This window comes from Variovorax sp. Soil_C_33, assembly GCF_057656935.1.
This window is the reverse complement of sequence record NZ_JBDGJK010000001.1, coordinates 169,573-194,973: the sequence shown is the minus strand read 5'-3', so window position 1 is coordinate 194,973 and position 25,401 is coordinate 169,573. Positions and strand designations below refer to the sequence as shown.

22 protein-coding genes and 1 other RNA gene are annotated in these 25,401 nt (G+C 66.0%); 15 read left to right on the top strand and 8 right to left on the bottom strand.

Going from position 1 to position 25,401, the window contains the following annotated elements:
* The 8 genes from AC3A6B_RS00985 to gyrA all read right to left on the bottom strand — a co-directional run bounded on the left by AC3A6B_RS00985 (window position 1) and on the right by gyrA (window position 10,580).
* Complete coding sequence (locus AC3A6B_RS00985; protein ID WP_093103101.1) at window positions 1-315, bottom strand: integration host factor subunit beta; 315 nt, start codon at window positions 313-315, stop codon at window positions 1-3.
* A 48-nt stretch (window positions 316-363) separates the two neighbouring features.
* Window positions 364-2,049 (bottom strand): 30S ribosomal protein S1, encoded by a 1,686-nt coding sequence (rpsA, locus tag AC3A6B_RS00980; protein ID WP_487834876.1) that lies wholly within the window; start codon window positions 2,047-2,049, stop codon window positions 364-366.
* Between the two features lie 167 nt (window positions 2,050-2,216).
* The gene (locus tag AC3A6B_RS00975; protein ID WP_487834875.1) at window positions 2,217-4,214 is read right to left on the bottom strand and encodes a bifunctional 3-phosphoshikimate 1-carboxyvinyltransferase/cytidylate kinase; all 1,998 of its coding nucleotides are present in this window, start codon (window positions 4,212-4,214) and stop codon (window positions 2,217-2,219) included.
* Window positions 4,215-4,216: 2 nt separating this feature from the next.
* Window positions 4,217-5,095 (bottom strand): prephenate dehydrogenase, encoded by an 879-nt coding sequence (locus tag AC3A6B_RS00970; RefSeq protein WP_487834874.1) that lies wholly within the window; start codon window positions 5,093-5,095, stop codon window positions 4,217-4,219.
* Window positions 5,096-5,103: 8 nt separating this feature from the next.
* Window positions 5,104-6,225, bottom strand: a complete 1,122-nt coding sequence (gene pheA / locus AC3A6B_RS00965) for a prephenate dehydratase (protein WP_487834873.1) — start codon at window positions 6,223-6,225, stop codon at window positions 5,104-5,106.
* Window positions 6,226-6,244: 19 nt separating this feature from the next.
* Entirely contained in the window at window positions 6,245-7,360 is a 1,116-nt protein-coding gene (gene serC / locus AC3A6B_RS00960; protein ID WP_487834872.1) for a 3-phosphoserine/phosphohydroxythreonine transaminase, read from the bottom strand.
* Window positions 7,357-7,935: a DUF2059 domain-containing protein gene (locus AC3A6B_RS00955; protein WP_487834871.1), complete on the bottom strand. Its 579-nt coding sequence runs from the start codon at window positions 7,933-7,935 to the stop codon at window positions 7,357-7,359. Before AC3A6B_RS00955 ends, serC begins: the two co-directional genes overlap by 4 nt.
* Window positions 7,932-10,580: a DNA gyrase subunit A gene (gene gyrA / locus AC3A6B_RS00950; RefSeq protein ID WP_487834870.1), complete on the bottom strand. Its 2,649-nt coding sequence runs from the start codon at window positions 10,578-10,580 to the stop codon at window positions 7,932-7,934. The genes AC3A6B_RS00955 and gyrA overlap by 4 nt, the downstream gene beginning before the upstream one ends.
* A 223-nt stretch (window positions 10,581-10,803) precedes the next feature.
* Between gyrA and ompA the strand changes: the two genes are divergently transcribed.
* The 15 genes from ompA to glnL all read left to right on the top strand — a co-directional run bounded on the left by ompA (window position 10,804) and on the right by glnL (window position 25,392).
* Window positions 10,804-11,460, top strand: coding sequence for an outer membrane protein OmpA (gene ompA / locus AC3A6B_RS00945; protein WP_487834869.1), 657 nt, complete (start codon window positions 10,804-10,806; stop codon window positions 11,458-11,460).
* Between the two features lie 125 nt (window positions 11,461-11,585).
* Window positions 11,586-12,308 (top strand): bifunctional 2-polyprenyl-6-hydroxyphenol methylase/3-demethylubiquinol 3-O-methyltransferase UbiG, encoded by a 723-nt coding sequence (gene ubiG / locus AC3A6B_RS00940; protein ID WP_487834868.1) that lies wholly within the window; start codon window positions 11,586-11,588, stop codon window positions 12,306-12,308.
* The gene (gene gph / locus AC3A6B_RS00935; protein ID WP_487835231.1) at window positions 12,308-12,976 is read left to right on the top strand and encodes a phosphoglycolate phosphatase; all 669 of its coding nucleotides are present in this window, start codon (window positions 12,308-12,310) and stop codon (window positions 12,974-12,976) included. Before ubiG ends, gph begins: the two co-directional genes overlap by 1 nt.
* A gap of 12 nt (window positions 12,977-12,988) precedes the next feature.
* Window positions 12,989-13,376, top strand: a transfer-messenger RNA (tmRNA) gene (gene ssrA / locus AC3A6B_RS00930).
* 130 nt (window positions 13,377-13,506) lie between these two features.
* Window positions 13,507-15,099 (top strand): class I SAM-dependent methyltransferase, encoded by a 1,593-nt coding sequence (locus tag AC3A6B_RS00925; protein WP_487834867.1) that lies wholly within the window; start codon window positions 13,507-13,509, stop codon window positions 15,097-15,099.
* A gap of 52 nt (window positions 15,100-15,151) precedes the next feature.
* Window positions 15,152-16,861: a gamma-glutamyltransferase gene (gene ggt, locus AC3A6B_RS00920; RefSeq protein WP_487835230.1), complete on the top strand. Its 1,710-nt coding sequence runs from the start codon at window positions 15,152-15,154 to the stop codon at window positions 16,859-16,861.
* A complete protein-coding gene (locus tag AC3A6B_RS00915) occupies window positions 16,861-17,619 on the top strand; it encodes a pseudouridine synthase (protein WP_487835229.1) in 759 nt (252 codons plus the stop codon). Before ggt ends, AC3A6B_RS00915 begins: the two co-directional genes overlap by 1 nt.
* 31 nt (window positions 17,620-17,650) lie before the next feature.
* On the top strand, window positions 17,651-18,637 hold the full coding sequence (locus tag AC3A6B_RS00910) for a YVTN family beta-propeller repeat protein (protein WP_487834866.1): 987 nt from the start codon (window positions 17,651-17,653) through the stop codon (window positions 18,635-18,637).
* A complete protein-coding gene (locus AC3A6B_RS00905) occupies window positions 18,624-19,421 on the top strand; it encodes a polysaccharide deacetylase family protein (RefSeq protein WP_487834865.1) in 798 nt (265 codons plus the stop codon). Before AC3A6B_RS00910 ends, AC3A6B_RS00905 begins: the two co-directional genes overlap by 14 nt.
* A 16-nt stretch (window positions 19,422-19,437) precedes the next feature.
* Complete coding sequence (locus tag AC3A6B_RS00900) at window positions 19,438-20,409, top strand: sterol desaturase family protein (protein WP_487834864.1); 972 nt, start codon at window positions 19,438-19,440, stop codon at window positions 20,407-20,409.
* 36 nt (window positions 20,410-20,445) lie between these two features.
* Entirely contained in the window at window positions 20,446-21,318 is an 873-nt protein-coding gene (locus AC3A6B_RS00895) for an EI24 domain-containing protein (RefSeq protein ID WP_487834863.1), read from the top strand.
* Window positions 21,303-22,118, top strand: coding sequence for a competence/damage-inducible protein A (locus tag AC3A6B_RS00890; RefSeq protein WP_487834862.1), 816 nt, complete (start codon window positions 21,303-21,305; stop codon window positions 22,116-22,118). The genes AC3A6B_RS00895 and AC3A6B_RS00890 overlap by 16 nt, the downstream gene beginning before the upstream one ends.
* Window positions 22,119-22,265: 147 nt before the next feature.
* Window positions 22,266-23,681 (top strand): type I glutamate--ammonia ligase, encoded by a 1,416-nt coding sequence (gene glnA, locus AC3A6B_RS00885; RefSeq protein ID WP_214699314.1) that lies wholly within the window; start codon window positions 22,266-22,268, stop codon window positions 23,679-23,681.
* 131 nt (window positions 23,682-23,812) lie between these two features.
* A complete protein-coding gene (locus AC3A6B_RS00880; RefSeq protein WP_487834861.1) occupies window positions 23,813-24,316 on the top strand; it encodes a hypothetical protein in 504 nt (167 codons plus the stop codon).
* Window positions 24,316-25,392: a nitrogen regulation protein NR(II) gene (glnL, locus tag AC3A6B_RS00875; RefSeq protein WP_487834860.1), complete on the top strand. Its 1,077-nt coding sequence runs from the start codon at window positions 24,316-24,318 to the stop codon at window positions 25,390-25,392. Before AC3A6B_RS00880 ends, glnL begins: the two co-directional genes overlap by 1 nt.
* The last annotated feature ends 9 nt before the right edge of the window (window positions 25,393-25,401 follow it).

Sequence of the window (25,401 nt, the reverse complement as noted above, 5' to 3'; positions counted from 1 at the left end):
TCAGGCTTCGCGCTTCTGCGCGTCGAGTTCGGCCGTGCGGGCGTCGACCGCCTCGCGCAGCGCCTTGCCCGGCTTGAAGTGCGGCACCCGTTTTTCGGGAATCTGCACACTCTCGCCCGAACGCGGATTGCGGCCGATGCGGGGCGGGCGCCGGTTCACCGTGAAGCTGCCGAAGCCACGGATCTCGATGCGATGCCCGCGCACCAGCGCGTCGCTCATCGCATCAAGAATGGTCTTGACGGCGTATTCGGCGTCGCGGTGCGTCAGTTGAGCGAAGCGCGCGGCGAGCTCCTCAACAAGGTCAGAACGAGTCATAACAGGCGATAACACGGTGAGGCAAAGCCTCACCGTGCACTTGCTGTTTTACTTTTCGTTGTTGTCGAGCTTGGCGCGCAGCAGGGCGCCCAGGCTGGTCGTGCCCGCGTTCTCGCGTGCCGACTGCTGGCTCAGGTTGGCCATCGCGCCTTGCTCGTCGACCATGTCCTTCTGCTTGATCGACAGCTGGATGTTGCGGGTCTTGCGATCCACGTTGACCACCACGGCCGTGACTTCGTCGCCTTCCTTGAGCACGTTGCGTGCATCTTCCACGCGATCGCGAGAGATTTCGCTGGCGCGCAGGTAGCCGATGATGTCCTCACCGAGGTCGATCTCGGCGCCGCGGGCGTCCACGGTCTTGACCTTGCCGGTCACGATCTGGCCCTTGTCGTTCACCGTGGTGAAGGTGGTGAACGGGTCGCTGTCGAGCTGCTTGATGCCGAGGCTGATGCGCTCGCGGTCGACGTCCACGGCCAGCACGATTGCTTCGACTTCCTGGCCCTTCTTGTAGTTGCGCACGGCGGTTTCGCCGGGCTCGTTCCACGAGAGGTCGGACAGGTGAACCAGGCCGTCGATGCCGGCAGCCAGGCCGACGAACACGCCGAAGTCGGTGATCGACTTGATCGGGCCCTTGACGCGGTCGCCGCGCTTGGTGTTCTGCGCGAATTCCTGCCACGGGTTGGCCTTGCACTGCTTCATGCCCAGGCTGATGCGGCGCTTGTCTTCGTCGATCTCGAGGACCATGACTTCGACTTCGTCGCCCAGCGAGACGATCTTGTTCGGGGCGATGTTCTTGTTGGTCCAGTCCATCTCGGACACGTGCACCAGGCCTTCGATGCCGGGCTCGAGCTCGACGAAGGCGCCGTAGTCGGCGATGTTGGTGACCTTGCCGAACAGGCGCGTGCCTTGCGGGTAGCGGCGCGAGACGCCCATCCACGGGTCGTCGCCCATCTGCTTCAGACCCAGCGAGACACGGTTCTTCTCGGTGTCGAACTTGAGGATCTTGGCGGTGATTTCCTGGCCGGCCTGCACCACTTCGCTCGGGTGGCGAACACGGCGCCAAGCCATGTCGGTGATGTGCAGCAGACCGTCGATGCCGCCGAGGTCGACGAACGCACCGTATTCGGTGATGTTCTTGACGACGCCGCGCACGACTGCGCCTTCCTTCAGGGTTTCCATCAGCTTGGCGCGCTCTTCGCCCATGCTGGCTTCGACCACGGCGCGGCGCGAGAGCACCACGTTGTTGCGCTTGCGGTCGAGCTTGATGACCTTGAATTCGAGGGTCTTGTTCTCGTAGGGAGTCAGGTCCTTGATGGGACGCGTGTCGATCAGCGAGCCCGGCAGGAATGCACGGATGCCATTGACCAGGACCGTGAGACCGCCCTTGACCTTGCCGCTGGTGGTGCCGGTGACGAAGTCGCCGGATTCGAGCGCCTTCTCGAGCGCGAGCCACGAAGCCAGACGCTTGGCGGTGTCGCGCGAGAGGATGGTGTCGCCGTAGCCGTTTTCAACGCTGCCGATGGCAACGGAAACGAAATCGCCGGCCTGGACTTCGAGTTCGCCCTTGTCGTTCTTGAACTCCTCGATCGGCACGTAGGCTTCGGACTTGAGGCCTGCGTTGACCACGACGTGGTTGTGTTCGACACGCACGACTTCGGCGGTGATGACCTCGCCGGTGCGCATTTCGGAACGCTTCAGGGATTCTTCGAACAGGTCGGCAAAAGATTCAGACATTGAGTTTTCCTTCCGTCACGCAGGGTTGGCAGTCGCAAATGCAATATCGCGGCGGCTGCGTCGGGTCTGGAGACGGCGGTTGTTGGGCTTGGGGCCCGGTTGAGGTTGAACAACCAGCAAGCCGGTGCGCTGTCGCGCGGCGGGGACCTGCTGGACCGAAACGCTTTTCAAGAAGACTTGAAAGGCTGTACTTCCTGCCACCAGTCCAGCACCCGTTCGACCGATTGCTCGATCGAAAGAAGGGAGTTGTCCAGGAGACGGGCATCAGGCGCCGGCTTCAGCGGTGCGACGCTGCGGGACGAATCCCGGAGGTCACGCGCTTCCAGGTCGGCGCGAAGGCTGTCGATTGTAGTCGAAATACCCTTTGAAATCAATTGCTTATGACGACGTTCCGCGCGTTGGGCGGCATTCGCGGTCAGGTAGACCTTGAGCGGGGCGTCGGGGAAAACGACGGTGCCCATGTCGCGGCCATCGGCCACCAGGCCGGGCAGGCGCCGGAAGCTCTTCTGCAGCGTCATGAGCGCATCGCGCACGGCCGGCAGGGCCGACACGCGGGAGGCGTCCATGCCGGCGGCTTCGGTGCGGATGGCGTCGCTCACGTCTTCACCGGCCAGCAGGATCTTGCCTTCGCTGAAGTGAAGGGGCAGGGTGCGGGCGAGCGTGGCGATCTGCGCTTCGTGCGCGGCGTCGGCGCTGAAGCCGGCGCGGCGCATCGCCAGGCCGGTCACGCGGTAGAGCGAGCCCGAGTCGAGGTAGTGGTAGCCGAGCCGGTGCGCCAGCTCGAGGGCCAGCGTGCCCTTGCCGGAGGCGGTGGGGCCGTCGACGCAGATCACCGGCACCTCGGCGGACTCGGCCACCGAGAACAGGGTTTCGAAATAGTCGGGGAAGGTCTTGGCGACGCAGTGCGGCTCGAGGATGCGCACCGGCAACCGGGCCGGGTTGAAGGCGGCGAGGGAGAAACACATCGCCACGCGATGGTCGTCGTAGGTTCGGATGCCGGCTGCGTGCCAGCCGGCCGCCGCCGGCGGATGCACGCGGATGAAGTCGGGGCCGTCCTCGACGGTGGCGCCCAGCTTGCGCAGCTCGTTGGCCATGGCGTCGATGCGGTCGGTTTCCTTCACGCGCCAGCTTGCGATGTTGCGCAGAGTGCAGGGGCCGTCGGCGTAGAGCGCCATCACCGCGAGCGTCATCGCCGCGTCGGGAATATGGTTGGCGTCGAGGTCGATGGCCTTGAGCGGCCAGGCGCCGCGCGAGACTTCGAGCCAGTTGGGGCCGCTGTCGATGTGGGCGCCCATCTGGCTGGTGGCTTCGACGAAGCGGATGTCGCCCTGGATGGAGCCGGCGCCGACGCCTTCGATGCGGATGCCGGCGCCGCTCGCGATCGCACCGAGCGCGATGAAATAGCTGGCCGAGGATGCATCGGCCTCGACGTGGATGTCGCCGGGCGAACGGTAGCGGCTGCCCGCGGGAATCGTGAAGCGCTGCCAGCCGTCGCGCCGGACCTCGATGCCGAAGCGCGCCAGCAGGTTGAGCGTGATCTCGATGTAGGGCTTGGAGATCAGTTCGCCGACCACTTCGATGGCGATGTCGCGCTGTTCAGCGGCCAGCGGCAGGGCGAGCAAGAGTGCGGTCAGGAACTGGCTGGAGACGTCGCCGCGCACGCGGATCGGCGTTTCGAGTTGCAGGGTATCGAGGGACGCCGGATGAAGGCGCAGCGGGGGATAGCCGGGGTTGCCGGTGTAGTCGATGCGGCAACCGAGCTGGACCAGCGCGTCGACCAGGTCGCCGATGGGACGTTCGTGCATGCGCGGTACCCCGCGCAGTTCGAAATCGCCGCCGAGCAAGGCGAGTGCTGCTGTCAGCGGACGCATCGCGGTACCGGCGTTGCCGAGGAACAGCGATGCGCTTGGGGTTTGCAGCTTGCCGTCGATGCCGTCGATGCGCAGTGCACCGCCGGCGCGCTCGATGCGGCAGCCGAGCGCGGCGAGCGCATCGAGCATCACCCGGGTGTCGTCCGAATCCAGCAGATCGTGCACCGTGGTCGTGCCGGCGGCGAGCGCTGCCAGCAGCAATACGCGATTGGAGATGCTCTTGGAGCCGGGAAGCCTGACGGTACCGCCGGCGGCGGCGAGCGGCGGGATGTCGAGGAAAGGTGTTGTGAACATGATCAGTCGGGCGAAGCGGCCGCGCCCGGCTGCCATCTGCTGCGAACGCGGCTGGCTGCCGCGATCGCGTCTTCCAGGCCCTGCGCATCGCCCGCGCTCATGAAGGCCTCGAGTTGCGACAGTGTCGCGCGAAAGGCCTGCGAATGCTGCAATACCTGGTCGCGATTGGCCAGCAGGACGTCGCGCCACATGGCCGGATCGCCGGCCGCAATGCGCGTGAAGTCGCGAAAGCCCGGGCCGGCCAGCTCCAGGAAACGTTGGCCGTCCGGCTGGGCGGCGATCGCATTCGTGAACGCGAAGGCGAGCAGGTGCGGCAGGTGGCTGACGGCCGCGAAGGCGCTGTCGTGCGCCTCGGCCGTCATCGTCACGACCTTGGCGCCCACCCCTGTCCAGACCTGGGTGGCGCGCTGCACGTTGGAGCGCCGCGTGGCCTTGATCGGCGTGAGCACGACCTGGCGCCCGGTGTACAGGTTGGCGTCTGCATGCTCGACGCCGGCGACTTCCTTGCCGGCGATCGGGTGTGCGGGGACGAAGGCACCGAGCTGGTCCTGCAGGCCGCGCCGCGCGGCCTCGATCACGTCGCCCTTGGTCGAGCCCACGTCCATCACCAGCATCTGTTCCGTGATGCCGTGGCGGATCGCCTTGAATGTGGCTTCCGATGCCCCGACCGGCACTGCGATCAGCACCAGGTCGGCACCCGACACAGCGAGCAGGGCCGACGGCGCGGCCACGTCGATCACGCCCAGCTGGCGCGCGCGTTCCGTAGTCGACGGCGACTTGCTGTAGCCGACCACGCGCTTGACCAGCCGCGCGCGCTTGAGCGCGAGCGCGAAGGAGCCGCCCATCAGGCCGCAGCCGATCAAGCCGAGCTGTTCAAACATGGGCGGCCTCAGGCGGTGACGGGGTAGGCGCCGATGACTTTGTAGAACGCGCAAAGCTTGCGCAGTTCGGCGAGGGCGGCGGCGACATTGGGCTGCGACGGATGGCCGTCGAGGTCGATGTAGAAGTAGTACTCCCACTGGCCGGTGCGTGCCGGCCGCGACTCGAAGCGCGTCATCGAGACGTTGTTGGTCTTGAGCGGCACCAGCAGGTCGTGCACCGCGCCGGGCCGGTTGGGCACGGAAACCACCAGGCTGGTGCAGTCCTTGCCCGAGGCCGGCGGCATGGCCAGGGTCTGCGGCAGGCAGATGACGGCGAAGCGCGTGCGGTTGTACGAGTCGTCCTGGATCGCGTGGGCGACGATGTGCAGCCCGAAACGGGTCGCGGCCCGCTCGCTTGCGAGGCCGGCCCAGCCCGGATTGCCGGCCGCGAGCCGCGCGCCTTCGGCGTTGCTGGAAACCGCGCGCCGCTCGGCATTGGGCAGATGCTTGGAGAGCCAGGTCTGGCACTGTGCGAGCGCCTGCGGATGCGCCAGCACCGCTTCGATGCCTTCGAGCTCGTTGCGCGTGCGCAGCAGGTGATGGCGCACCAGCAGGCTGACTTCGCCGACCACGTGGGTGGGCGAGTGCAGGAACAGGTCGAGCGAGCGCGTGACCACGCCTTCGGTGGAGTTCTCGACGCCGACCACCCCGTACTGCGCGCTGCCGGCGGCCGTGGCGTGGAAGACCTCGTCGAAGGATGCGCAATAGATCAGGTCGGCCGCGCCGCCGAAGTATTCGATCGCGGCCTGTTCGCAGAAGGTGCCTTCGGGGCCGAGCACGGCGACGCGCTGCGGCGATTCGAGAGCCAGGCAGGCCGACATGATCTCGCGCCAGATGGCCGCCACGTGCAGCGCCTTGAGGGGCCCGCCGTTGCTTTGCTGCATCTTCTCGATCACCTGCGCGACGCGATCGGGCCGGAAATAGGGCGTGCCCTCGCGCTTCTTGACCTCGCCGACTAGTTCGGCGACGTGCGCGCGGCGGTTCAGCAGATCGAGCAGTTGCTGGTCGAGCGAATCGATCTGCACGCGCAGATCGGCGAGGCTGGCAGAGTTGTCGGAGGCGGGAGGCTGTGGTGGGGTGGGTGCGGTCATCGGTCAGGCACACATGCGTCTAGGCATGCGACCGCTCGAATTCTCGCATGTAGCTCACGAGCGCCTGCACGCCGGCCAACGGCATCGCGTTGTAGATACTGGCCCGCATGCCGCCGACGGACTTGTGCCCCTTCAGCTGCAGGAGGCCCGCTTCGCGCGCGCCGGCGAGGAAGGCCTCGTTGCGGCTCTCGTCCTTCAGAAAGAAGGGCACGTTCATGCGCGAGCGGCAGTTGGCGGCGACCTTGTTCTCGTAGAAGGCGGAAGCGTCGATGAAGCCGTACAGGAGCTGCGCCTTCGCGATGTTGCGTTGCTCCATCGCCTCGACGCCGCGGAGCGCGCCCTCGGTCTGTTGCAGCAGCCACTGGAAGGTCAGCCCGGCGACGTAGATGCCCCAGGTCGGAGGCGTGTTGTACATCGACTTGTTCTCCGCCACCGTCTTGTAATTGAAGGCGGTGGGGCAGATGTCGAGCGCGCGTCCCAGCAAGTCGTCGCGCACGATCACGATCGTGAGGCCGGCCGGGCCGAGGTTCTTCTGGGCGCCGCCGAAGGCGAGGCCCACGCGGCGCCAATCGACCGGCCGCGAGGCGACATGCGAAGAGAAATCGATGACGAGCGGCGCGTCGCTGCCCAGTGCGGCGAGATCGGGCAGCTCCTGGAATTCGATGCCGTGGATCGTCTCGTTGGAACAGATGTGCACGTACGACGCGTCGCGCGCGAGCTGCCAGCTCGCGGGGTCGGGCAGCCGCGTGTGCTGGCTGTCGGCATTGGACGCGGCGATGTTCGCCTTGCAGTAGCGCTGCGCTTCCTTCTGCGACTTGGCGCTCCAGCTGCCGGTGACCACGAAGTCGGCGCTGGCGCCGCGCGACAGGTTCATCGGCACGATCGCGTTCTCGCCCAGACCGCCGCCCTGCATGAAGAGGATGTGGAAGTGCGCAGGTACGGCGAGCAGCGCCCGGATGTCGGCTTCGGCCTGCGTGCAGATCGCGCCGAACTCCTTGCCGCGATGGCTCATCTCCATCACGCTCATGCCGCTGCCTTGCCAGTCCAGCATTTCGACGGCGGCGCGTTGCAGCACCGCCTCCGGCATCGCGGCCGGACCGGCGGAGAAGTTGTACGGGCGCGGACCCTGCGTCACTTCTTCACGGGCGCCTTGGGCGCTGGCTTGGCCGGTGCTGCGCCGTTGCCGGTCGGGGCACCCAGTGCTTTGGCAACGTTAGTGTCGAGCGTACGCATCTTCGGTTCGATGCTCGCGCGGGTCTCGGCCACCAGCTTCTCCGTGAGTGCGGTCTGCATCTTCGGATTGAGTTCCTGGTACTTCTTGCTCAGGGGCGAGTTGATCCAGGCCAGCAATTGGCGCAGCTCTTCGTCGCTGAAGTTGTCGCGCAGGAGCGGGCCCAGGGCGTCCGGCGCCAGCGCCACCGCCTTGTCGCGCACGATGGGGTAGGCCTCGTCGAAGTACTTCTTGAGCTCGGCGTCGGCGGCCTTCGCGGCGGCTTCGCGCTTCTCGGCCGGCACTTGCGTCTGCAAGTACTGCGAGCCCGCCTGCGCTATGGGGGCGCTGGACTGCTCGACCAGTCCGCGCGCCAGCGCTTCGATGCCGGGGCGCTGCAGATCGATGAACTGCTTGACCATCGCAGCCTTGTCCTGGGCCATGGCCATCGAGCTGCCGGCGAGCGCGACCGTCAAGAGCGCGAGTTTGAGTTTTTTCACTGAGGGTTCTCCGTTGAAGATGATGAGGAAGTGTCGTCGGCGTCGGTCTCGTTCTCCACGTTCGCGTCGTTCTCGACGATGCGCTGCAGCCCGCTGAGCTTGGCGCCTTCGTCGAGCCCGATCAGCGTGACGCCTTGCGTCGCGCGTCCGAGTTCGCGGATTTCGGAGACACGGGTGCGTACGAGCACGCCCTTGTCGGTGATGAGCATGATCTCGTCGTCGGCATGCACGAGAGTCGCGGCCACGACCTTGCCGTTGCGCTCACTTTGTTGAATCGCGATCATGCCCTTGGTTCCGCGGCCATGACGCGTGTACTCGGTAATGCTTGTGCGTTTTCCGTAACCATTTTCTGTCGCGGTCAGGACGCTCTGCTCCTCGTCCTCCGCGACCAGCATGGCGATCACCCCCTGGCCATCCTCGAGCGTCATGCCGCGCACGCCGCGTGCGTTGCGGCCCATCGGACGCACATCGTTCTCGTCGAAGCGCACGGCCTTGCCGCCGTCGGAGAACAGCATCACGTCGTGCGCGCCGTCGGTCAGCGCGGCGCCGATCAGGTAGTCGCCCGGATCGAGATCCACCGCGATGATGCCGGCCTTGCGCGGGTTGCTGAATTCGTCGAGCGCAGTCTTCTTGACCGTGCCCATCGAGGTCGCCATGAACACGTATTGGTTGGCCGGGAAGGTGCGCTTCTCGCCCGTGAGAGGCAGCACGACGTTGATCTTCTCGCCTTCCTGCAGAGGGAACATGTTGACGATCGGGCGTCCGCGCGAGCCGCGCGATCCGGCAGGCACCTCCCACACCTTGAGCCAGTACAGCCGGCCGCGGTTGGAGAAGCACAGGATGTAGTCGTGCGTATTGGCGATGAAGAGCTGGTCGATCCAGTCGTCTTCCTTGGTCGCCGTGGCCTGCTTGCCGCGTCCGCCGCGTTTCTGGGCCCGGTACTCGCCCAGCGGCTGGCTCTTGATGTAGCCGCTGTGCGAGAGGGTCACGACCATGTCGGTTGGCGTGATCAGGTCTTCCGTCGAAAGATCGAAGGCGCTGTGCTCGACTTGGCTGCGGCGCACGCCGAGCTTGGTCTGGCCGAACTCCTGCTTGAGGGTCGCGAGCTCGTCGCCGATGATGGTTGACACGCGCTCGGGCTTGGCCAGGATGTCCAGCAGATCGTCGATCTCGGCCATGACTTCCTTGTATTCGGCGACGATCTTGTCCTGCTCCAGGCCGGTCAGGCGCTGCAGGCGCATCTGCAGGATTTCCTGGGCCTGCGTGTCCGAGAGGCGGTAGAGGCCGTCCGTGCCCATGCCGTATTCGATCTCCAGTCCGTCGGGGCGGTAGTCGTCGGCGTTGATGACGCCGCCATCCGCGCGTGTGCGGGTGAGCATCTCGCGCACCAGCTTGCTGTCCCAGCGGCGATTCATCAGCTCGGCCTTGGCGACCGGCGGCGTCGGCGCGTTGCGGATGATGGCGATGAACTCGTCGATGTTGGCGAGAGCGACCGCCAGGCCCTCGAGCACGTGGCCGCGTTCGCGCGCCTTGCGCAGAGTGAACACCGTGCGGCGCGTCACGACTTCGCGGCGGTGCTGCAGGAAAACCTGGATCAGGTCCTTGAGGTTGCACAACTTCGGCTGGCCGTCCACCAGCGCCACCATGTTGATGCCGAAGGTGTCCTGCAGCTGGGTCTGCTTGTAGAGATTGTTGAGCACCACTTCGGGCACTTCGCCGCGCTTGAGCTCGATCACCAGCCGCATGCCCGACTTGTCGGACTCGTCCTGGATGTGGCTGATGCCTTCGATCTTCTTCTCGTGCACCAGCTCGGCCATGCGCTCCTGCAGCGTCTTCTTGTTGACCTGGTAGGGCAGCTCGTCGACGATGATCGCCTGCCGCTGGCCGCGGTCGATGTCCTCGAAGTGGCACTTCGCCCGCATCACGACCTTGCCGCGGCCGGTGCGATAGCCGTCCTTGATGCCGTTGATGCCGTAGATGATCCCGGCGGTGGGGAAGTCGGGTGCCGGGATGATCTCCATCAGATCGTCGATGCTGGCGTCCGGGAGGCGCAGCAGGTGCAGGCAGCCGTCGACCACCTCGTTCAGGTTGTGCGGCGGGATGTTGGTCGCCATGCCGACCGCAATGCCGCCCGAGCCATTGACCAGCAGATTCGGCAGCTTGCTGGGTAATACCAAAGGCTCTTTTTCGGAGCCGTCGTAATTCGGGCCGAAATCGACGGTTTCCTTGTCGATATCCGCCAGCATTTCATGCGCGATCTTCGCGAGCCGGATTTCGGTGTAGCGCATCGCGGCCGCGTTGTCGCCATCGACCGATCCGAAATTGCCTTGGCCGTCGACCAGCATGTGGCGCATCGAGAAGTCCTGCGCCAGCCGCACGATGGTGTCGTAGACCGACTGGTCGCCGTGCGGGTGGTACTTGCCGATCACGTCGCCGACGATGCGGGCCGACTTCTTGTACGGTCGGTTCCAGTCGTTGTTGAGCTCGTGCATCGCGTACAGCACGCGCCGGTGCACCGGTTTGAGGCCGTCCCTCGCGTCGGGAAGGGCGCGCCCCACGATCACGCTCATCGCGTAATCAAGATAGCTGCGGCGCATTTCCTCTTCGAGGCTGATGGGTAGTGTTTCTTTGGCGAACGAGGTCATGGGCAGCAGGCTGACGGCAAGGGGCCGAATTTTACGCCGCGGACGGTGTCGCACCGCCGCAACACAAGGCCGGTATTCCGCCTCCGTCCTACGTTTCAGGGGCGCCTCGCGGGCGGTTTGCCAAAGACCCTATGGCACAATCGCCTCAACGTTTTGGGTGGTGGTCACTTAAAGCGTCCTTGATTCGCAGCGCGGCTGCGGCTTTTTCCCCAAGAGGAGAACCATGAAGAAACTGAATAAAGTGGCGATGATGTTTGCAGTCGCTGCGCTCGCCACTGCCGCCGGCGCGCAGACCCGCGTCACCGCCGCGAACGGTGGTCCCGTGATCGACAACTGGCAAAACGGCACCGGCGAACTGGTCTGGAAAAACGGCACCAACGAACTGTGCTGGCGCAATGCCAACTGGACGCCCGCCACGGCTGCCGCTGGTTGCGACGGCGCGCTGGTTCCTGCTGCGCCTCCCGCTGCTGTGACCCCGGCTGCTCCGGCACCTGTCGCACCTGCTGCTCCGGCCGTCGCCGCTTCGAAGGTCACCTTCGCCGCTGACGCGTTCTTCGACTTCGACAAGTCGGTCCTCAAGCCTGAAGGCCGCGCCAAGCTGGACGACCTGGTTTCGAAGATTCGTGACGTGAACCTCGAAGTGATCATCGCCGTCGGCCACACCGACTCGATCGGCTCCGATGCCTACAACCAGCGCCTGTCGGTTCGCCGCGCTGAAGCCGTCAAGGCCTACCTGGTCTCGAAGGGCATCGAACGCAACCGCGTCTACACCGAAGGCAAGGGCGAGAAGCAACCGGTCGCCGACAACAAGACCAAGGAAGGTCGCGCCAAGAACCGCCGCGTGGAAATCGAAGTGGTCGGTACCCGCGCCAACCGTTGATTCGCAAGAATCTCCAAAACAAACCCCGCTCCGGCGGGGTTTTTTTATGACCGATCGCATTGCGATTCACGCTGCGCATTGCTGGCAACCGGTTCCGGCAATTCGCGTCGTTTCATAATCCGCATATGACCGATACCGTGAATGCCGATCCGGCAGAACTCGCCAAATTTTCCGAACTCGCGCACCGCTGGTGGGATCTGGAAAGCGAATTCCGACCGTTGCACGAAATTAATCCGCTCCGCCTGGAGTGGATCGAAAGCATTGCACCGATTGCAGGATGCAAGGTGCTCGACGTCGGTTGCGGCGGTGGGATTCTGGCCGACTCGATGGCGCGGCGAGGCGCCGACGTTCTGGGCATCGATCTGGCCGACAAGGCTCTCAAGGTCGCCCAGCTGCACGCGCTCGAAGCATCGACGCGTGGCGTGAAGTACCGCGAAATCAGTGTCGAAGCGCTGGCCGCCGAGCAGCCCGAGAGCTTCGACGTCGTCACCTGCATGGAAATGCTCGAGCACGTGCCTCAGCCCGCCTCCGTCGTGAAGGCCTGCGCCCAGCTTGTCAAGCCCGGCGGATGGGTGTTCTTCTCGACCATTCATCGGAACCTGAAGTCCTTCCTGTTCGCGATCGTCGGCGCCGAATACGTGCTGGGCATGCTGCCCCGGGGCACGCACGAGTACCAGAAGCTGATCCGGCCGAGCGAGCTGGCTGCGCATTGCCGTGCCGCGAACCTTGATTTGCGCCACACGCGCGGCCTGGAGCACAACCCGGTGACGCGGCGCTACTGGCTCAGCGACGACACCAGCGTCAACTACATGTTTGCAACCCGCAAACCATCGGTGCCCCAGCCATGATGGCGGCCGATGCGACACAGGCCGTCCTGTTCGACCTGGACGGCACACTGATCGACAGCGCTCCGGATCTGGGCGCGGCGGCCGACCAGATGCGCACGGATCGGGGCTTGGCCTCGCTCCCCCTGGAGCGCTATCGCCCCATGGCCGGCGCCGGCGCGCGCGGGATGCTGGGCGTGGCCTTCGGCATCACACCCGATGCGCCGGAGTTCGCGCCGCTGCGCGAGGAGTTCTTCGTCAACTACGAGACCCGGATGCTGCGCAACACGCAGGTCTTCGAAGGCGTGGCCGAACTGATCGAAGCGCTTTGCGCGCGCGGGCTGCGGTGGGGCGTGGTCACCAACAAATCGGTTCGCTTCACCGGTCCGCTGACGCGCGCGATGCCGTTGTTCGGCACGGCGCGCGCAATCATCAGCGGCGACACGACGCCATATGCCAAACCCCATCCCGAGCCCCTGTTCGAGGCAGCGCGACAGCTGGGTGTGCCGCCCGCTCGTTGCATTTATGTGGGCGACGACCACCGGGACATCATGGCCGGCCGGGCCGCGGGCATGGGAACGGTGGCCGCCGCCTATGGCTACATGGGTGCGGAGGCGGATGTGACGCTGTGGCAGGCCGATGCCGCCATCGCATCGCCCATGGAGCTCTTGCAACTACTCAAACCGGCCTAAAATGCATCGCTTGGGGCTGCACTGGTTTCGACGTGGGTTCGGAATCGCAGCGGGGCATGTCGAGCTGAATGCGCTCGTAAAACAGATTCAAACAAACTAACTGCAAACGACGAACGTTTCGCACTCGCCGCTTAATTGCCGGTGAGCTTTGCAACAGCAGGCCGATGGGCTGGGCAAGGGGGCGCTAGAGCAATCTGACGCCTCCCGGCTGCAAAGATAATCTACATTGGCTGGCTCCGATCCGGGTACCTTGGGTCGGAGCGAGAACATAGGGTGCTGGCGGCCGGTGTAGCGTGCGACTGCGCGACACCGGTGGCGAGACCTAAATCAGACCGCTAAACATGTAGATCTGCGCGACGAAGGCTTGCGGACGGGGGTTCAAATCCCCCCAGCTCCACCACACATCCATCGGATCGAGGTCCGACGCGGTTCATGCAGCCGCGTGGGCCTCGCGACCTTTCCTTCTCGTACGACGCTCGCGCCACTCTGCGCGCGAGCTATAGTCGGCGTCGCTCGCACAGAGGATATCCATGGATTCAATGACGACCGCGCTCACGAGTTACTACGACACTGTGCCGTACGACTCGCATCCGTTTCCTCAGTCTGCGGTCGAGCATCTGGAGGCGCTGGCCTTTCTCTTCGGCCTCGAGTCGCCTGCTCCCGCGCAGGCACGCGTGCTCGAACTCGGCAGCGCGGCCGGCGGCAACCTGATCCCTTTCGCGGCACGTCACCCGGAGGCGAGAGCCCTCGGCGTGGACCTTTCACCGGTGCAGATCCGGCAGGGCGTGGCGGCCATCGAGCATTCAGGCTTGAAGAACGTCGAATTGCGCGCACTCGACATCGCCAGCATCGATGCATCCTTCGGTCAGTTCGACTACATCGTCTGCCACGGCGTCTACAGCTGGGTGCCGGCGCCGGTGCAGGACGCGATCCTGCGCGTGTGCTCGGAGAACCTCGCGCCCAACGGCGTGGCCTACGTGAGCTACAACGTGTACCCGGGCTGGAAGGCGCGCGAGATCGTGCGCGACGCCATGATCCTGCGCGGCGCCCCGCGCGACGAGCCGGACGAGAAGCTCTCTTACGCGCGCGGCATGCTCGAGTTTCTCGAACAGTCGGCGCGGCCGGACAGCGTGCTCAAGAAGACGCTCGAAGAGACGATGCCGATCGTGCGCGCCGCGAACAGCTCCTACCTGCTGCACGAGTTCCTCGAGCCCTGCAATTCACCCTGCTACTTCAAGGAGTTCGCCGCGCGTGCGAGCGCGCACGGGCTGAGCTACCTGGCGGATGCGGAGCCGTCGACCATGTTCGTCCAGAACTATGGCGACAAGGTTCGCGATCCCTTGCTGCGCGAGTGCGGGGGCAGCCAGATCATGATGGAGCAGTACCTGGACTTCCTGGTCAACCGCACCTTCCGCCAGACGCTGCTCGTCAAGCAGGAACGCGCCGCCGAGATCCGTTATCGCCTTGTCCCGGAGCGCATCCGCGCGCTTGAGTTCGCCGGCGTGTTCTCAGCGGAAGGTGGCGGGGTGCTCACGCTCGATGCGCAGGAGCAGCCTTGCAATGCGATGCGCAATCTGAAGATCACGCTGCGGCTGCCGCTTCAAAAAGCGGTGGCCCAGGTGCTCGACGAGCGCTACCCGGCCACCGCCTCGGCCGACGCGCTGCTCGCCGAGGTCTCGGCACGGACCGGCGAACCGCGCGCCGCAGTCGAGCCGCTCGTCATGGCGATGCTGGAGGAACTGCTGATCCTCGGTGCCGTGCGCATCCGGCGCGCCTCGCCGCAGGCCGCCGCTCAAGTGTCGGCGTTCCCGCGCGCGCTGGCCGCGGTACGCAGCGCGCCCGGTCTCGCGCTGAACGCCGGACCCTCGGCCGTCGCCTGCAATCTGTGGCATGAGCCGGTGGGCCTTTCGCTGCTCGAACGCTGTCTGCTGCCGCTGCTCGACGGCAAGCATTCGCACGAATCCCTGGCATTGCACCTGGCAGTCGAAGCCCGCGCCGAGCGCCTGCGCTTCATCAAGGACGAAAAGCCGCTCACCGAAGCAGGTGCGTTGCGCGAGTTCACGCAGCAACAGGTGGCGCTTGCCCTGCGGGACCTGCGGCGCAAGGGGCTGCTTGCGGGCTGATCCATTCTTCCAAGGAGATAGAACCGTGAAACAACTTCAGTGGACTTCGGCCTTGCGCAGCGCCGTCGCGGCAGCGCTCGCGCTGGCAGGCGCGGCACAGCTGCACGCGGCATCGCAGGCGCCCGTGGCGGCCGAGAACGGCATGGTCGTGAGCGCCCAGCATCTGGCGACCAAGATCGGCGTCGACGTGCTCAAGCGCGGCGGCAATGCGATCGATTCCGCGGTGGCGGTCGGCTATGCGCTGGCGGTGGTTTATCCGGCGGCCGGCAACCTGGGCGGCGGCGGCTTCATGACCGTGCAACTGGCGGACGGACGCAAGACCTTCCTCGACTTCCGCGAGAAGGCGCCGCTGGCCGCCACGGCCAACATGTACCTCGACAAGGACGGCAACGTCGTCAAGGGCCTGAGCACCAACGGCCACCTCGCCGTAGGCGTGCCCGGCACCGTCTCCGGCCTCGAGCTGGCGCGCGAGAAGTACGGCACCATGAAGCGCGATGCGCTGATCGCGCCTTCGATCGCGCTGGCCGAGCGTGGTTTCGTGCTGGAGCAAGGCGACATCGACATGCTCGCCACCGCGACTGCCGACTTCAAGAAGGACCCGGCCTCCGGCGCGATCTTCCTGAACAAGGGCGAGCCCTTCGCAGTCGGCCAGAAGCTGGTGCAGAAAGACCTCGCGAAAACGCTGAAGGCCATCAGCCGCAACGGCGCCGACGGCTTCTACAAGGGCCCGGTGGGTGCCGCGCTCGTGGCCTCGAGCCAGGCCGGCAAGGGCATCATCACGCAGGCCGACCTGAACCAGTACACCACGCGCGAGCTGGCGCCGGTCGAGTGCGACTATCGCGGCTACCACGTGGTGTCGGCGCCGCCGCCGAGCTCGGGCGGCGTGGTGATCTGCGAGATGCTGAACATCCTCGAGGGCTATCCGCTCAAGGAGCTCGGCTTCCGCTCGGCGCAGGCCGTGCACTACCAGATCGAGGCCATGCGCCACGCCTACGTCGACCGCAACAGCTACCTCGGCGACCCGGACTTCGTGAAGAACCCGCTCGACCGGCTGCTCGACAAGGGCTATGCCGAAAAGATCCGCGCCGCGATCGACCCGAAGAAGGCCGGCGTCTCCAAGGACATCAAGCCCGGCGTCGCGCCCCATGAAGGCAGCAACACCACCCACTATTCGATCATCGACCAGTGGGGCAATGCGGTCTCGGTGACCTATACGCTCAACGACTGGTTCGGCGCCAAGGTCACGGCCGCCGGCACCGGCGTGCTGCTCAACAACGAGATGGACGACTTCACCTCGAAGATCGGCGTGCCCAACCTCTACGGCCTGGTGCAGGGCGAAGCCAATGCCATCGGCCCGGGCAAGCGGCCGCTGTCCTCGATGAGCCCAACCATCGTCACCAAGGACGGCAAGCCCGTCTTCGTGGTCGGCACGCCGGGCGGCAGCCGAATCATCACGGCGGTGCTTCACACCATCCTCAACGTCGTCGACTACGGCATGAACGTGCAGGAAGCGGTCGACGCGCCGCGCTTTCACCAGCAGTGGCTGCCCGACGTGACCAACGTCGAGACCTTCGCGCTCAGCCCCGACACGCGCAAGCTCCTGATCGACATGGGCCACAACCTCGGCGTGCCGCAGCCGGCCAACCATCTGGCAGCGATCATCGTCGGCGCGCCCTCGCTGGGCGGCAAGCCGGTCGGCAAGAACCGCTTCTACGGCGCCAACGATCCGCGGCGCAACACCGGGCTGGCCCTCGGCTATTGATGCGGATCGACGAGATTCTTTATACCCAGGGCTTCGGCACCCGGCGCGTCTGCGCCGGGCTGGTCCAGCAAGGACTCGTGAGGGTGGCGGGAGCCGTCGTCGCAGACCCCGCCGCGGATTTCGAGACGGAAGGCCTGCACTTCACGGTGCAGGGCACCGAGTGGGCATATCACGAGAAGGCCTACCTGATGCTGCACAAGCCGGCCGGTACCGAGTGCTCGCAGAAGCCGTCGACCTATCCCAGCATCTACACGCTGCTGCCGTCGCCGCTGCGCCTGCGCCCCAACAAGGGCGCAGTGCAGGGCGTGCAGGCCATCGGCCGGCTCGACCAGGACACGACCGGCCTGCTGCTGCTGACCGACGATGGCCAGTTCATCCACCGCATGGGCTCGCCCAAGTACCATGTGCCGAAGGTCTACGAGGTCGGTACCAAGCATGCGATCGACGACACGCAGGTGGCCCGGCTGCTCGCCGGCGTGGTGCTCGACGACGATCCGAAGCCGGTGCGCGCGGCCGCCTGCGAGGCGGTCGGGCCGCTGCAGCTGCGGCTCACCCTGACCGAAGGCAAGTACCACCAGGTCAAGCGCATGCTGGCCGCCGTGGGCAACCGGGTCGAGACCCTGCACCGCTCGCGCATCGGGCCGCTTGCGCTGCCCGAGGAGCTGGCGCCAGGTCAATGGCGCTGGCTGGATTCCGTGCAGGTCGAGGCCTTGCGGACGGCGCGCCCAAGTCAGCCAGCGGGCAGGGTCGATCGTTAAAATCGGAAGCCTGATTCCCGGAACTTCCCCCTTGCGCTTCTTCTCCCCCCCGATAGGCCGCCTCGCGGCCTTTTTGTTTGCCTGTGCGGCGCTGCCGGCGTTCGCTGCCGAGCCCCCACCGGTCTTCGTGCTCAATTCGCTCGATGCCACGGTGAGCGTGGTCGATCCGGTCAGCTGGACCGAGAAGCTGCGCATCCCGACCGGCAAGGAGCCGCACCATCTCTATCTGTCCCCCGACGAGAGCTCGCTGATCGTCGCCAATTCGGCGGGCGACTCGCTGACCTTCCTGAATCCGCGCACGGCCGAGGTTCAGCGCGTGGTCTACGGCATCATCGATCCGTACCACCTGCGCTTCTCGCCCGACATGAAGTGGTTCGTCACCGCCGGCAACCGGCTCAACCACATCGACATCTACCGCTGGGACGGCAAGGAGCCCAAGCTGCTGAAGCGCATCCCCTCGGGCAAGACGCCGAGCCACATCTGGATCGACGGCAAGAGCACCACGGCCTACGTCACGATGCAGGACAGCGACGAACTGGTCGCGGTCGATCTCGCCACGCAGACCATCCGCTGGCGCACGCCCACCGGTCCGATGCCGGCCGACATCTTCGGCGTCCACGACGGCAAGACGCTGCTGGTCGGCCTCACCGGCAGCGACGGCGTGCAGGTCTTCGACGTCGCCGGCCGGGAGCCGAAGCTGGTCGGCAAGATTCCCACCGGCAAGGGCGCCCACGCCTTCCGCTCGGCCGGCGACGGCCGCAGCGTCTTCGTCAGCAACCGCGTGGCCAACACCATCAGCCGCATCGACCTGCAGACGCTGCAGGTCAGCGACACCTATCCGGTGGGCGGCGGGCCCGACTGCATGGACGTCTCGGCCGACGGCAAGACGCTCTACGTGACTTCGCGCTGGGCCAGGAAGCTCAGCGTGGTCGATCTGGCCGCCCACAAGGTGGTGCGGCAGGTGCCCGTGGGCCGCTCGCCGCACGGCGTCTGGACCCTCGATCATGCGCGGCGCTAGTTCCGCGGCCGCGCTCGTCCTGCTCGCTGCGGGCGCCGTGTCCACCGGCGCCCTTGCACAGGGCAGTTGCGCCAAGCCGGTCTACCTGAGCTTCGACACCGGCCACATGGGCGTGGCGCCGCTGGTGGCGGAGGTGCTCAAGCGGCAGGAGGTGCGTGTTACCTTCTTCGGCGCGGCCGAGCGCACGCTGACCGGCGGCGACAGCCTCGACAGCCAGTGGGCGCCGTGGTGGAAGGCGAGGGCGGCTGAAGGCCACGAATTTGCATCCCACACCTACGACCATGCCTACTGGCGCGGCGACGTGAAGGGCATCGCGCCGCGCTTCCGCATCCAACCCTCGGCCGGCGCTTTTGCGGGGCGGCAATTCACCTGGGACGCGGAACAGTACTGCGCCAACATCGCCAAGGCCTCGGATCGCCTGCAGCACGTCACCGGCAAGAAGCCGTTGCCGCTGTTCCGCGCGCCGGGTGGCAAGACTTCGCCCAAGCTGCTGGCGGCCGCCAAGGCATGCGGCTATGCGCATGTGGGCTGGGCGCCGGCCGGCTTCCTGGGCGACGAGCTGCCGAGCGAGAAGTTCAGCAACGAGAAGCTGCTGCAACAGGCCCTCGACCATATCCAGCCCGGCGACATTCTGGTCGCGCACCTGGGCATCTGGTCGCGCAAGGACCCGTGGGCGCCGGCCGTGCTGGAGCCCTTGATCGTCGGGCTCAAGGCCAAGGGCTTCTGCTTCCAGACGCTGCGCCAGCATCCTGCGTATCGTGACTGGATCGCGTCCCATCCCTGAATCGCGTGGTGTTCCGATGGACTGGTTGACCGACTCCTTCGCCAATCTGCAGCAATGGCTGTTCGAGGCCGCCGTGCAGCCGCTGGTCTATGCCGTGGGTCTGGGCGGCTGGGTCGAGGAGGCCTTCGACGCCACCGGCTGGCTGCTGGTCGGCCTGATCCAGATCGGGGTGCTGGTGGCCGTATTCGGCCCGCTGCAGCGCTGGCGGCCGGCCGAGCCGGTGCTCGACCGGCCCGCCATCCGCACCGACATCCTCTATACGCTGATCCACCGGCTGGGCCTGTTCCGGCTCGCGATGTTCTTCGCGCTGGATCCGTTGTTCGACGAAATCCTCGGCACCGTGCGCGCCGCCGGCTGGGGCTCCTTCCATCTCGACCAGCTTTGGCCCGGCGTGACCGACATTCCCTGGGTCGCCTTCGCGATCTACCTGGTGGTGCTCGATCTGGTCGAGTACCTCATCCATCGCGGCCAGCACGGCTTCCAGTGGTGGTGGGCGCTGCATTCGCTGCACCATTCCCAGCGCCAGATGACGATGTGGAGCGACAACCGCAACCACCTGCTCGACGACGTGATCCACGACACGATCATCGTCGTCGTCGCCCAACTGATCGGCGTGGCGCCGGGGCAGTTCATCGCGATCGTGGCCTTCACCCAGCTCAGCGAGAGCCTACAGCATGCCAACCTGCGGCTCGGCTTCGGCGCGATCGGCGAGCGGCTCTGGATCAGCCCGCGCTTCCACCGCCTGCACCACAGCATCGGGATCGGCCACGAGTCGCAGGGCCCGCGAACGCTAGGCGGCCACAACTTCGGCGTGCTGCTGCCGTGGTGGGACATGCTGTTTCGCACCGTCAATTTCGAGGAGCGCTACGACCCGACCGGCATCCGCGACCAGGTCGAGCCCGACGCCGCAGGCCGCGTGCGCGACTACGGGCGCGGCTTCTGGGCGCAGCAGTGGCTGGGGCTCAAGCGCCTCGCCGGCCGCGGCTGATCTGGATTCCACGCGACGCGGTTATCCTCGGCGGCGATGCGTCTTCTTCTCGACTCCTTCTGGCGTTCGGTAGCCTATTGCATGCACCCGCGGGTGATCGTGCTCTCCCTGCTGCCGCTGGCGCTCATGGCGCTGCTGGCAGCGCTGTTCGGCTATTTCTACTGGGATGCGACGGTGGCATGGACGCGCGAGGCGCTCGAGGCCTGGCCGCTTCTGTCCAGCTTCTGGGGCTGGATGGGGCGCCTGTTCTCGGGGGATGTCACGGCCGTTCTGGCGCCGATGGTGGTGGTGATCGCGGCCACGCCCTTGATCGTGGTGGTTTCGCTCCTGATCGTGGCCGGGCTCATGGCCCCGCCGCTCACGCGCCTGGTGGCCGACCGTCGTTTCCCGACGCTCGAGCAGAAGAAGGGCGCTTCCTTCTTCGGCGGCGTCTTGCGCTCGCTGGGCCTCACCGTGCTGGCGTTGCTCGCGCTGATCGTCTCGATGCCGCTGTGGCTCATTCCGCCGCTGGTGCTGATCCTGCCGCCTCTGATCTGGGGCTGGCTGACCTACCGCGTGATGAGCTTCGACGCCCTGGCCGAACATGCGAGCCCGGAGGAGCGCGAGGCCGTGCTGCGGGCCCATCGGCTGCCGCTGCTCGGCGTCGGCGTGCTGTGCGGCTACCTGGGCGCCGCGCCCAGCATCGTCTGGGCGTCGGGGCTGCTGTTCGCGGCCGCCTTCTTCGTGCTGGTGCCGCTCGCGATCTGGATCTACACGCTGGTGTTCGCGTTCTCCGCGCTCTGGTTCGCGCACTACTGCCTGGATGCCCTGGCCCAGCTGCGGGCGCAGCGCGCGGCGGCGGCCGTTTCACCTTCCGCGGCCGAGATGGCAGACGTCCATGCGGCCGCCACCCAATGGGGCGCACCATGAGCACACGTTCATTCGGTCTTCTCGTCGTCGGCGACGAAATCCTGTCGGGCAAGCGTGCCGACAAGCACATGCCCAAGGTCATCGAGCTGCTCGCTGCGCGCGGGCTGCAGCTGGGTTGGGCCGAGTACGTCGGCGACGTGCCGGTCCGCATCACGGAAGCGCTCGCGCGCGCCTTCGCCTCGGGCGACATCGTGTTCTCCACCGGCGGCATCGGTGCCACGCCGGACGACCACACGCGCCAGTGCGCGGCCGCGGCGCTCGGGGTGCCGCTCGGGTTGCATCCGGAAGCCGAGCTGCTGATCCGCGAACGCATGCAGGACACCGCGCGCGAGCAGGGCACGGTCTACGAGCCCGACCGTCCGGACAACGTGCACCGGCTCAACATGGGCGTGTTCCCGCTCGGCGCCAACATCATCCGCAACCCCTACAACAAGATTCCGGGATTCAGCGTCGGCGACGTGCACTTCGTGCCGGGCTTCCCGGTCATGGCCTGGCCGATGATCGAATCGGTGCTCGACGAGCGCTATGCGCATCTCTTCGCCCACGGGCAGGCGGCCGAGAAATCGGTCATCGTCTACGGAGCCATGGAAGCCACGCTCACGCCGCTCATGGAGGCCGTGGAGCGCAGCCACCCCGGCGTCAAGGTCTTCAGCCTGCCGAGCGTCGACCATGCCGAGCACGGTCGCCACATCGAGCTCGGCGTCAAGGGCGAAGCCGCGTCCGTCGACGCTGCCTATGCCCAGCTGCTCGAAGGTCTGCACGCCTTTGGTGTGCGTCTTGGCCCAGAATTGGTGCGTTGATTTGAGCTGCACCAATTCGGTTACAACTTGCCTGCTTTTGGGGTTTCGGCGCGATGTCGGGTGCCCCTCTTCGGCTGTGACAATGGGCACAAAAACTGCATTCCAGCTTCCGCAATTCCAACCAACCATCCAAACCAGGAGAACCTGATGGCAAAGACCGTCGCCGATGTACTCAAGCTCGTCAAGGAAAACGAGGTCAAGTTCGTCGACTTCCGCTTCACCGATACCCGCGGCAAGGAGCAGCACGTGACCGTGCCTGTGTCCGCATTCGACGAGGGCAAATTCACCGACGGCCACGCCTTCGACGGCTCGTCGATCGCCGGGTGGAAGGGCATCGAGGCTTCGGACATGCTGCTGATGCCCGACCCGAACACGGCCAACATCGATCCCTTCTTCGAAGAAACGACGCTGCTCTTGACCTGCGACGTGGTCGACCCGACCGACGGCAAGCCCTACGAGCGCGATCCGCGTTCGCTCGCCAAGCGCGCCGAGGCTTACATGAAGGCCTCGGGCCTGGGCGACACGGCCTACTTCGGACCGGAGCCGGAATTCTTCGTGTTCGACGGCGTGCGCTGGCAGAACGACATGTCGGGCTGCTTCGTCAAGATCGAGTCCGAAGAAGCCTCCTGGAACAGCGCCAAGGAATTCGAGCACGGCAACACTGGTCACCGTCCCGCCGTCAAGGGCGGCTACTTCCCGGTTCCCCCGGTCGACAGCTTCCAGGACATGCGCTCCGAGATGTGCCTGGTGCTCGAGTCGTTGGGCATCCCGGTCGAAGTGCATCACCATGAAGTGGCGAATGCCGGCCAGATGGAGCTCGGCACCAGGTTCAGCACGCTGATCCAGCGCGCCGACTGGGTCCAGCTGCAGAAGTACGTGATCCACAACGTGGCCCACGCCTACGGCAAGACCGCGACCTTCATGCCCAAGCCGATCGTCGGCGACAACGGCTCCGGCATGCACGTCCACCAGTCGGTCTGGAAGGACGGCAAGAACCTGTTCGCCGGCGACGGCTATGCCGGTCTCAGCGACTTCGCTCTGCACTACATCGGCGGCATCATCAAGCACGCCCGCGCGCTGAACGCCATCACCAACCCCGGCACCAACAGCTACAAGCGCCTGGTTCCCGGCTTCGAAGCACCGGTGAAGCTGGCCTACTCGGCCAAGAACCGCTCGGCCTCGATCCGCATCCCCTTCGTGGCCAACCCGAAGGGCCGCCGCGTCGAAGCGCGCTTCCCCGATCCGATGATGAACCCGTACCTCGGCTTCGCCGCGATGCTGATGGCCGGCCTGGACGGCGTGGAGAACAAGATCCACCCGGGCGAGGCCGCCAGCAAGGACCTCTACCACCTGCCGCCGGAAGAAGACGCGCTGATCCCGACCGTGTGCCACAGCCTCGACCAGGCGCTCGACTACCTCGACAAGGACCGCGCCTTCCTGACCAAGGGCGGCGTGTTCACCGACGCCTACATCGACGCCTACATCGACCTCAAGATGCAGGAAGTCACGCGTTTCCGCATGGCGACGCACCCGGTCGAATTCGACATGTACTACTCGCTGTAAGCCAGCTTTTCGGCTTTGGCGTTAAAAAGGGACGGCCTTGGGCCGTCCCTTTTCTTTTTGGGGCCACCTTGCGCGGCCGAACTCCCGAATTGCACGAAAATGCCGGTTTGCTGCGCACTACATTCACGACCATGAAGACTTCTTTCGTTTTCCTCCTGGCCGCCTCGGCGGCGGCCGGCGTGCACATCCAGGCCCAGGCCCAGCAGGAGCGCGTCTGGCGCTGCGGCAACGAATACACCAACAACGCGACCCTCGCCCAACAGCGCGGCTGCAAGGTGATGGAGGGCGGCAACGTCACCGTGGTCCAGGGCCCCCGCCCGATCGCGGCGGCTGCGGCGGGCAGCACCGCCGCGCGTGCGCCGGCCGGCAGCCCGCGCGTCGACGGCGCCGACCAGCGCGCACGCGACGGCGAAGCGCGCTCGGTGCTCGAGTCCGAGCTCAAGAAGGCCGAAGAGCGCCAGGCCCAGCTGCTCAAGGACTACAACAACGGCGAGCCCGAGAAGCAGGGCAGCGAGGCCCGCAACTATCAGAAGTACCTGGATCGCGTGGCCGAAATGAAGGCCGAGATCGCACGCAACGAAAGCGACATCGCGGGCATCCGCCGCGAAATCGGCCGCCTGCCGGCCAATCGCTGATGGCCTTTGGAAAGAGCGCTTCCGCCGCCAAGCGCTTCCAGGCCTTCGACCTTCTTTCCACGCTGATCGCGGTCGTGCGCACCGACGGCGCGGTGCTGTTCGCCAATTCAGGCCTCGAAGACGCGTTGGGCACCTCGCGCCGCACGCTCGAAGGCTCGCAGTTCGGCGCCTGCTTCCACGAGCCGCAAGTGCTGCGCACGGCGATCGACGGCGCGCGCAGCAACGACTTTGCCACGCTGCGCTACGAGGCCTTCCTGCGCCGCGTCAACCACGAGCTGATGCCGGTGCAGGTCACGCTGGCGCAGGGCGATCGCGCGGGCGAGCTAATCATCGAGATGTCGCCGCTCGAGCAGCAGGTCCGGCAGGACCGGGAAGAACGGTTGCTCGACCAGGCGCAGGCCAACAAGGAACTGATCCGCAATCTCGCGCACGAGATCAAGAACCCGCTGGGCGGCATTCGCGGCGCGGCGCAGCTGCTGCAGATGGAGGTCGAGTCGCGCGACCTCATCGAATACACGCAGGTCATCATCCACGAAGCCGACCGCCTGCAGACGCTGGTCGATCGCCTGCTCGCGCCGCACCGCCGGCCGCACGTGGTGGGCGACGTCAACATCCACGAGGTCTGCGAACGCGTGCGCTCGGTCATCCTCGCGGAGTTCCCGCGCGACCTGCACATCGAGCGCGATTTCGACGTCTCGATCCCCGAGTTCCGCGGCGACCGCGAGCAGCTCATCCAGGCCACGCTCAACATCGTCCACAACGCGGCGCAGGCATTGGCCGAGCGCCGTGCGGCCGGCGATGCGTGCATCACCTTCAAGACCCGCATCGCGCGTCAGGTGATCTTCAACAAGCAGTGGTATCGACTGGCACTGGAATTGCATGTCATCGACAATGGACCGGGTGTGCCGGACGCGATCAAGGACCGCATCTTCTACCCGCTGGTGTCGGGCAGGGAAGGCGGAACGGGCCTTGGATTGACGCTGGCGCAAACTTTCGTGCAACAGCACCACGGCGTGATCGAGTGCGACAGTGTCCCGGGCCGGACCGATTTCAAGATATTGATACCGCTGCCTTAGCTAACAGGG

Bases quoted from the DNA above. Each gene is read 5' to 3' on its own strand.
- AC3A6B_RS00985 (WP_093103101.1), bottom strand. From the start codon at position 315: ATGACTCGTTCTGACCTTGTTGAGGAGCTCGCCGCGCGCTTCGCTCAA.
- rpsA (WP_487834876.1), bottom strand. From the start codon at position 2,049: ATGTCTGAATCTTTTGCCGACCTGTTCGAAGAATCCCTGAAGCGTTCC.
- AC3A6B_RS00975 (WP_487834875.1), bottom strand. From the start codon at position 4,214: ATGTTCACAACACCTTTCCTCGACATCCCGCCGCTCGCCGCCGCCGGC.
- AC3A6B_RS00970 (WP_487834874.1), bottom strand. From the start codon at position 5,095: ATGTTTGAACAGCTCGGCTTGATCGGCTGCGGCCTGATGGGCGGCTCC.
- pheA (WP_487834873.1), bottom strand. From the start codon at position 6,225: ATGACCGCACCCACCCCACCACAGCCTCCCGCCTCCGACAACTCTGCC.
- gyrA (WP_487834870.1), bottom strand. From the start codon at position 10,580: ATGACCTCGTTCGCCAAAGAAACACTACCCATCAGCCTCGAAGAGGAA.
- ompA (WP_487834869.1), top strand. From the start codon at position 10,804: ATGAAGAAACTGAATAAAGTGGCGATGATGTTTGCAGTCGCTGCGCTC.
- ubiG (WP_487834868.1), top strand. From the start codon at position 11,586: ATGACCGATACCGTGAATGCCGATCCGGCAGAACTCGCCAAATTTTCC.
- gph (WP_487835231.1), top strand. From the start codon at position 12,308: ATGGCGGCCGATGCGACACAGGCCGTCCTGTTCGACCTGGACGGCACA.
- AC3A6B_RS00925 (WP_487834867.1), top strand. From the start codon at position 13,507: ATGGATTCAATGACGACCGCGCTCACGAGTTACTACGACACTGTGCCG.
- AC3A6B_RS00915 (WP_487835229.1), top strand. From the start codon at position 16,861: ATGCGGATCGACGAGATTCTTTATACCCAGGGCTTCGGCACCCGGCGC.
- AC3A6B_RS00905 (WP_487834865.1), top strand. From the start codon at position 18,624: ATGCGCGGCGCTAGTTCCGCGGCCGCGCTCGTCCTGCTCGCTGCGGGC.
- AC3A6B_RS00900 (WP_487834864.1), top strand. From the start codon at position 19,438: ATGGACTGGTTGACCGACTCCTTCGCCAATCTGCAGCAATGGCTGTTC.
- AC3A6B_RS00895 (WP_487834863.1), top strand. From the start codon at position 20,446: ATGCGTCTTCTTCTCGACTCCTTCTGGCGTTCGGTAGCCTATTGCATG.
- AC3A6B_RS00890 (WP_487834862.1), top strand. From the start codon at position 21,303: ATGGGGCGCACCATGAGCACACGTTCATTCGGTCTTCTCGTCGTCGGC.
- glnA (WP_214699314.1), top strand. From the start codon at position 22,266: ATGGCAAAGACCGTCGCCGATGTACTCAAGCTCGTCAAGGAAAACGAG.
- AC3A6B_RS00880 (WP_487834861.1), top strand. From the start codon at position 23,813: ATGAAGACTTCTTTCGTTTTCCTCCTGGCCGCCTCGGCGGCGGCCGGC.
- glnL (WP_487834860.1), top strand. From the start codon at position 24,316: ATGGCCTTTGGAAAGAGCGCTTCCGCCGCCAAGCGCTTCCAGGCCTTC.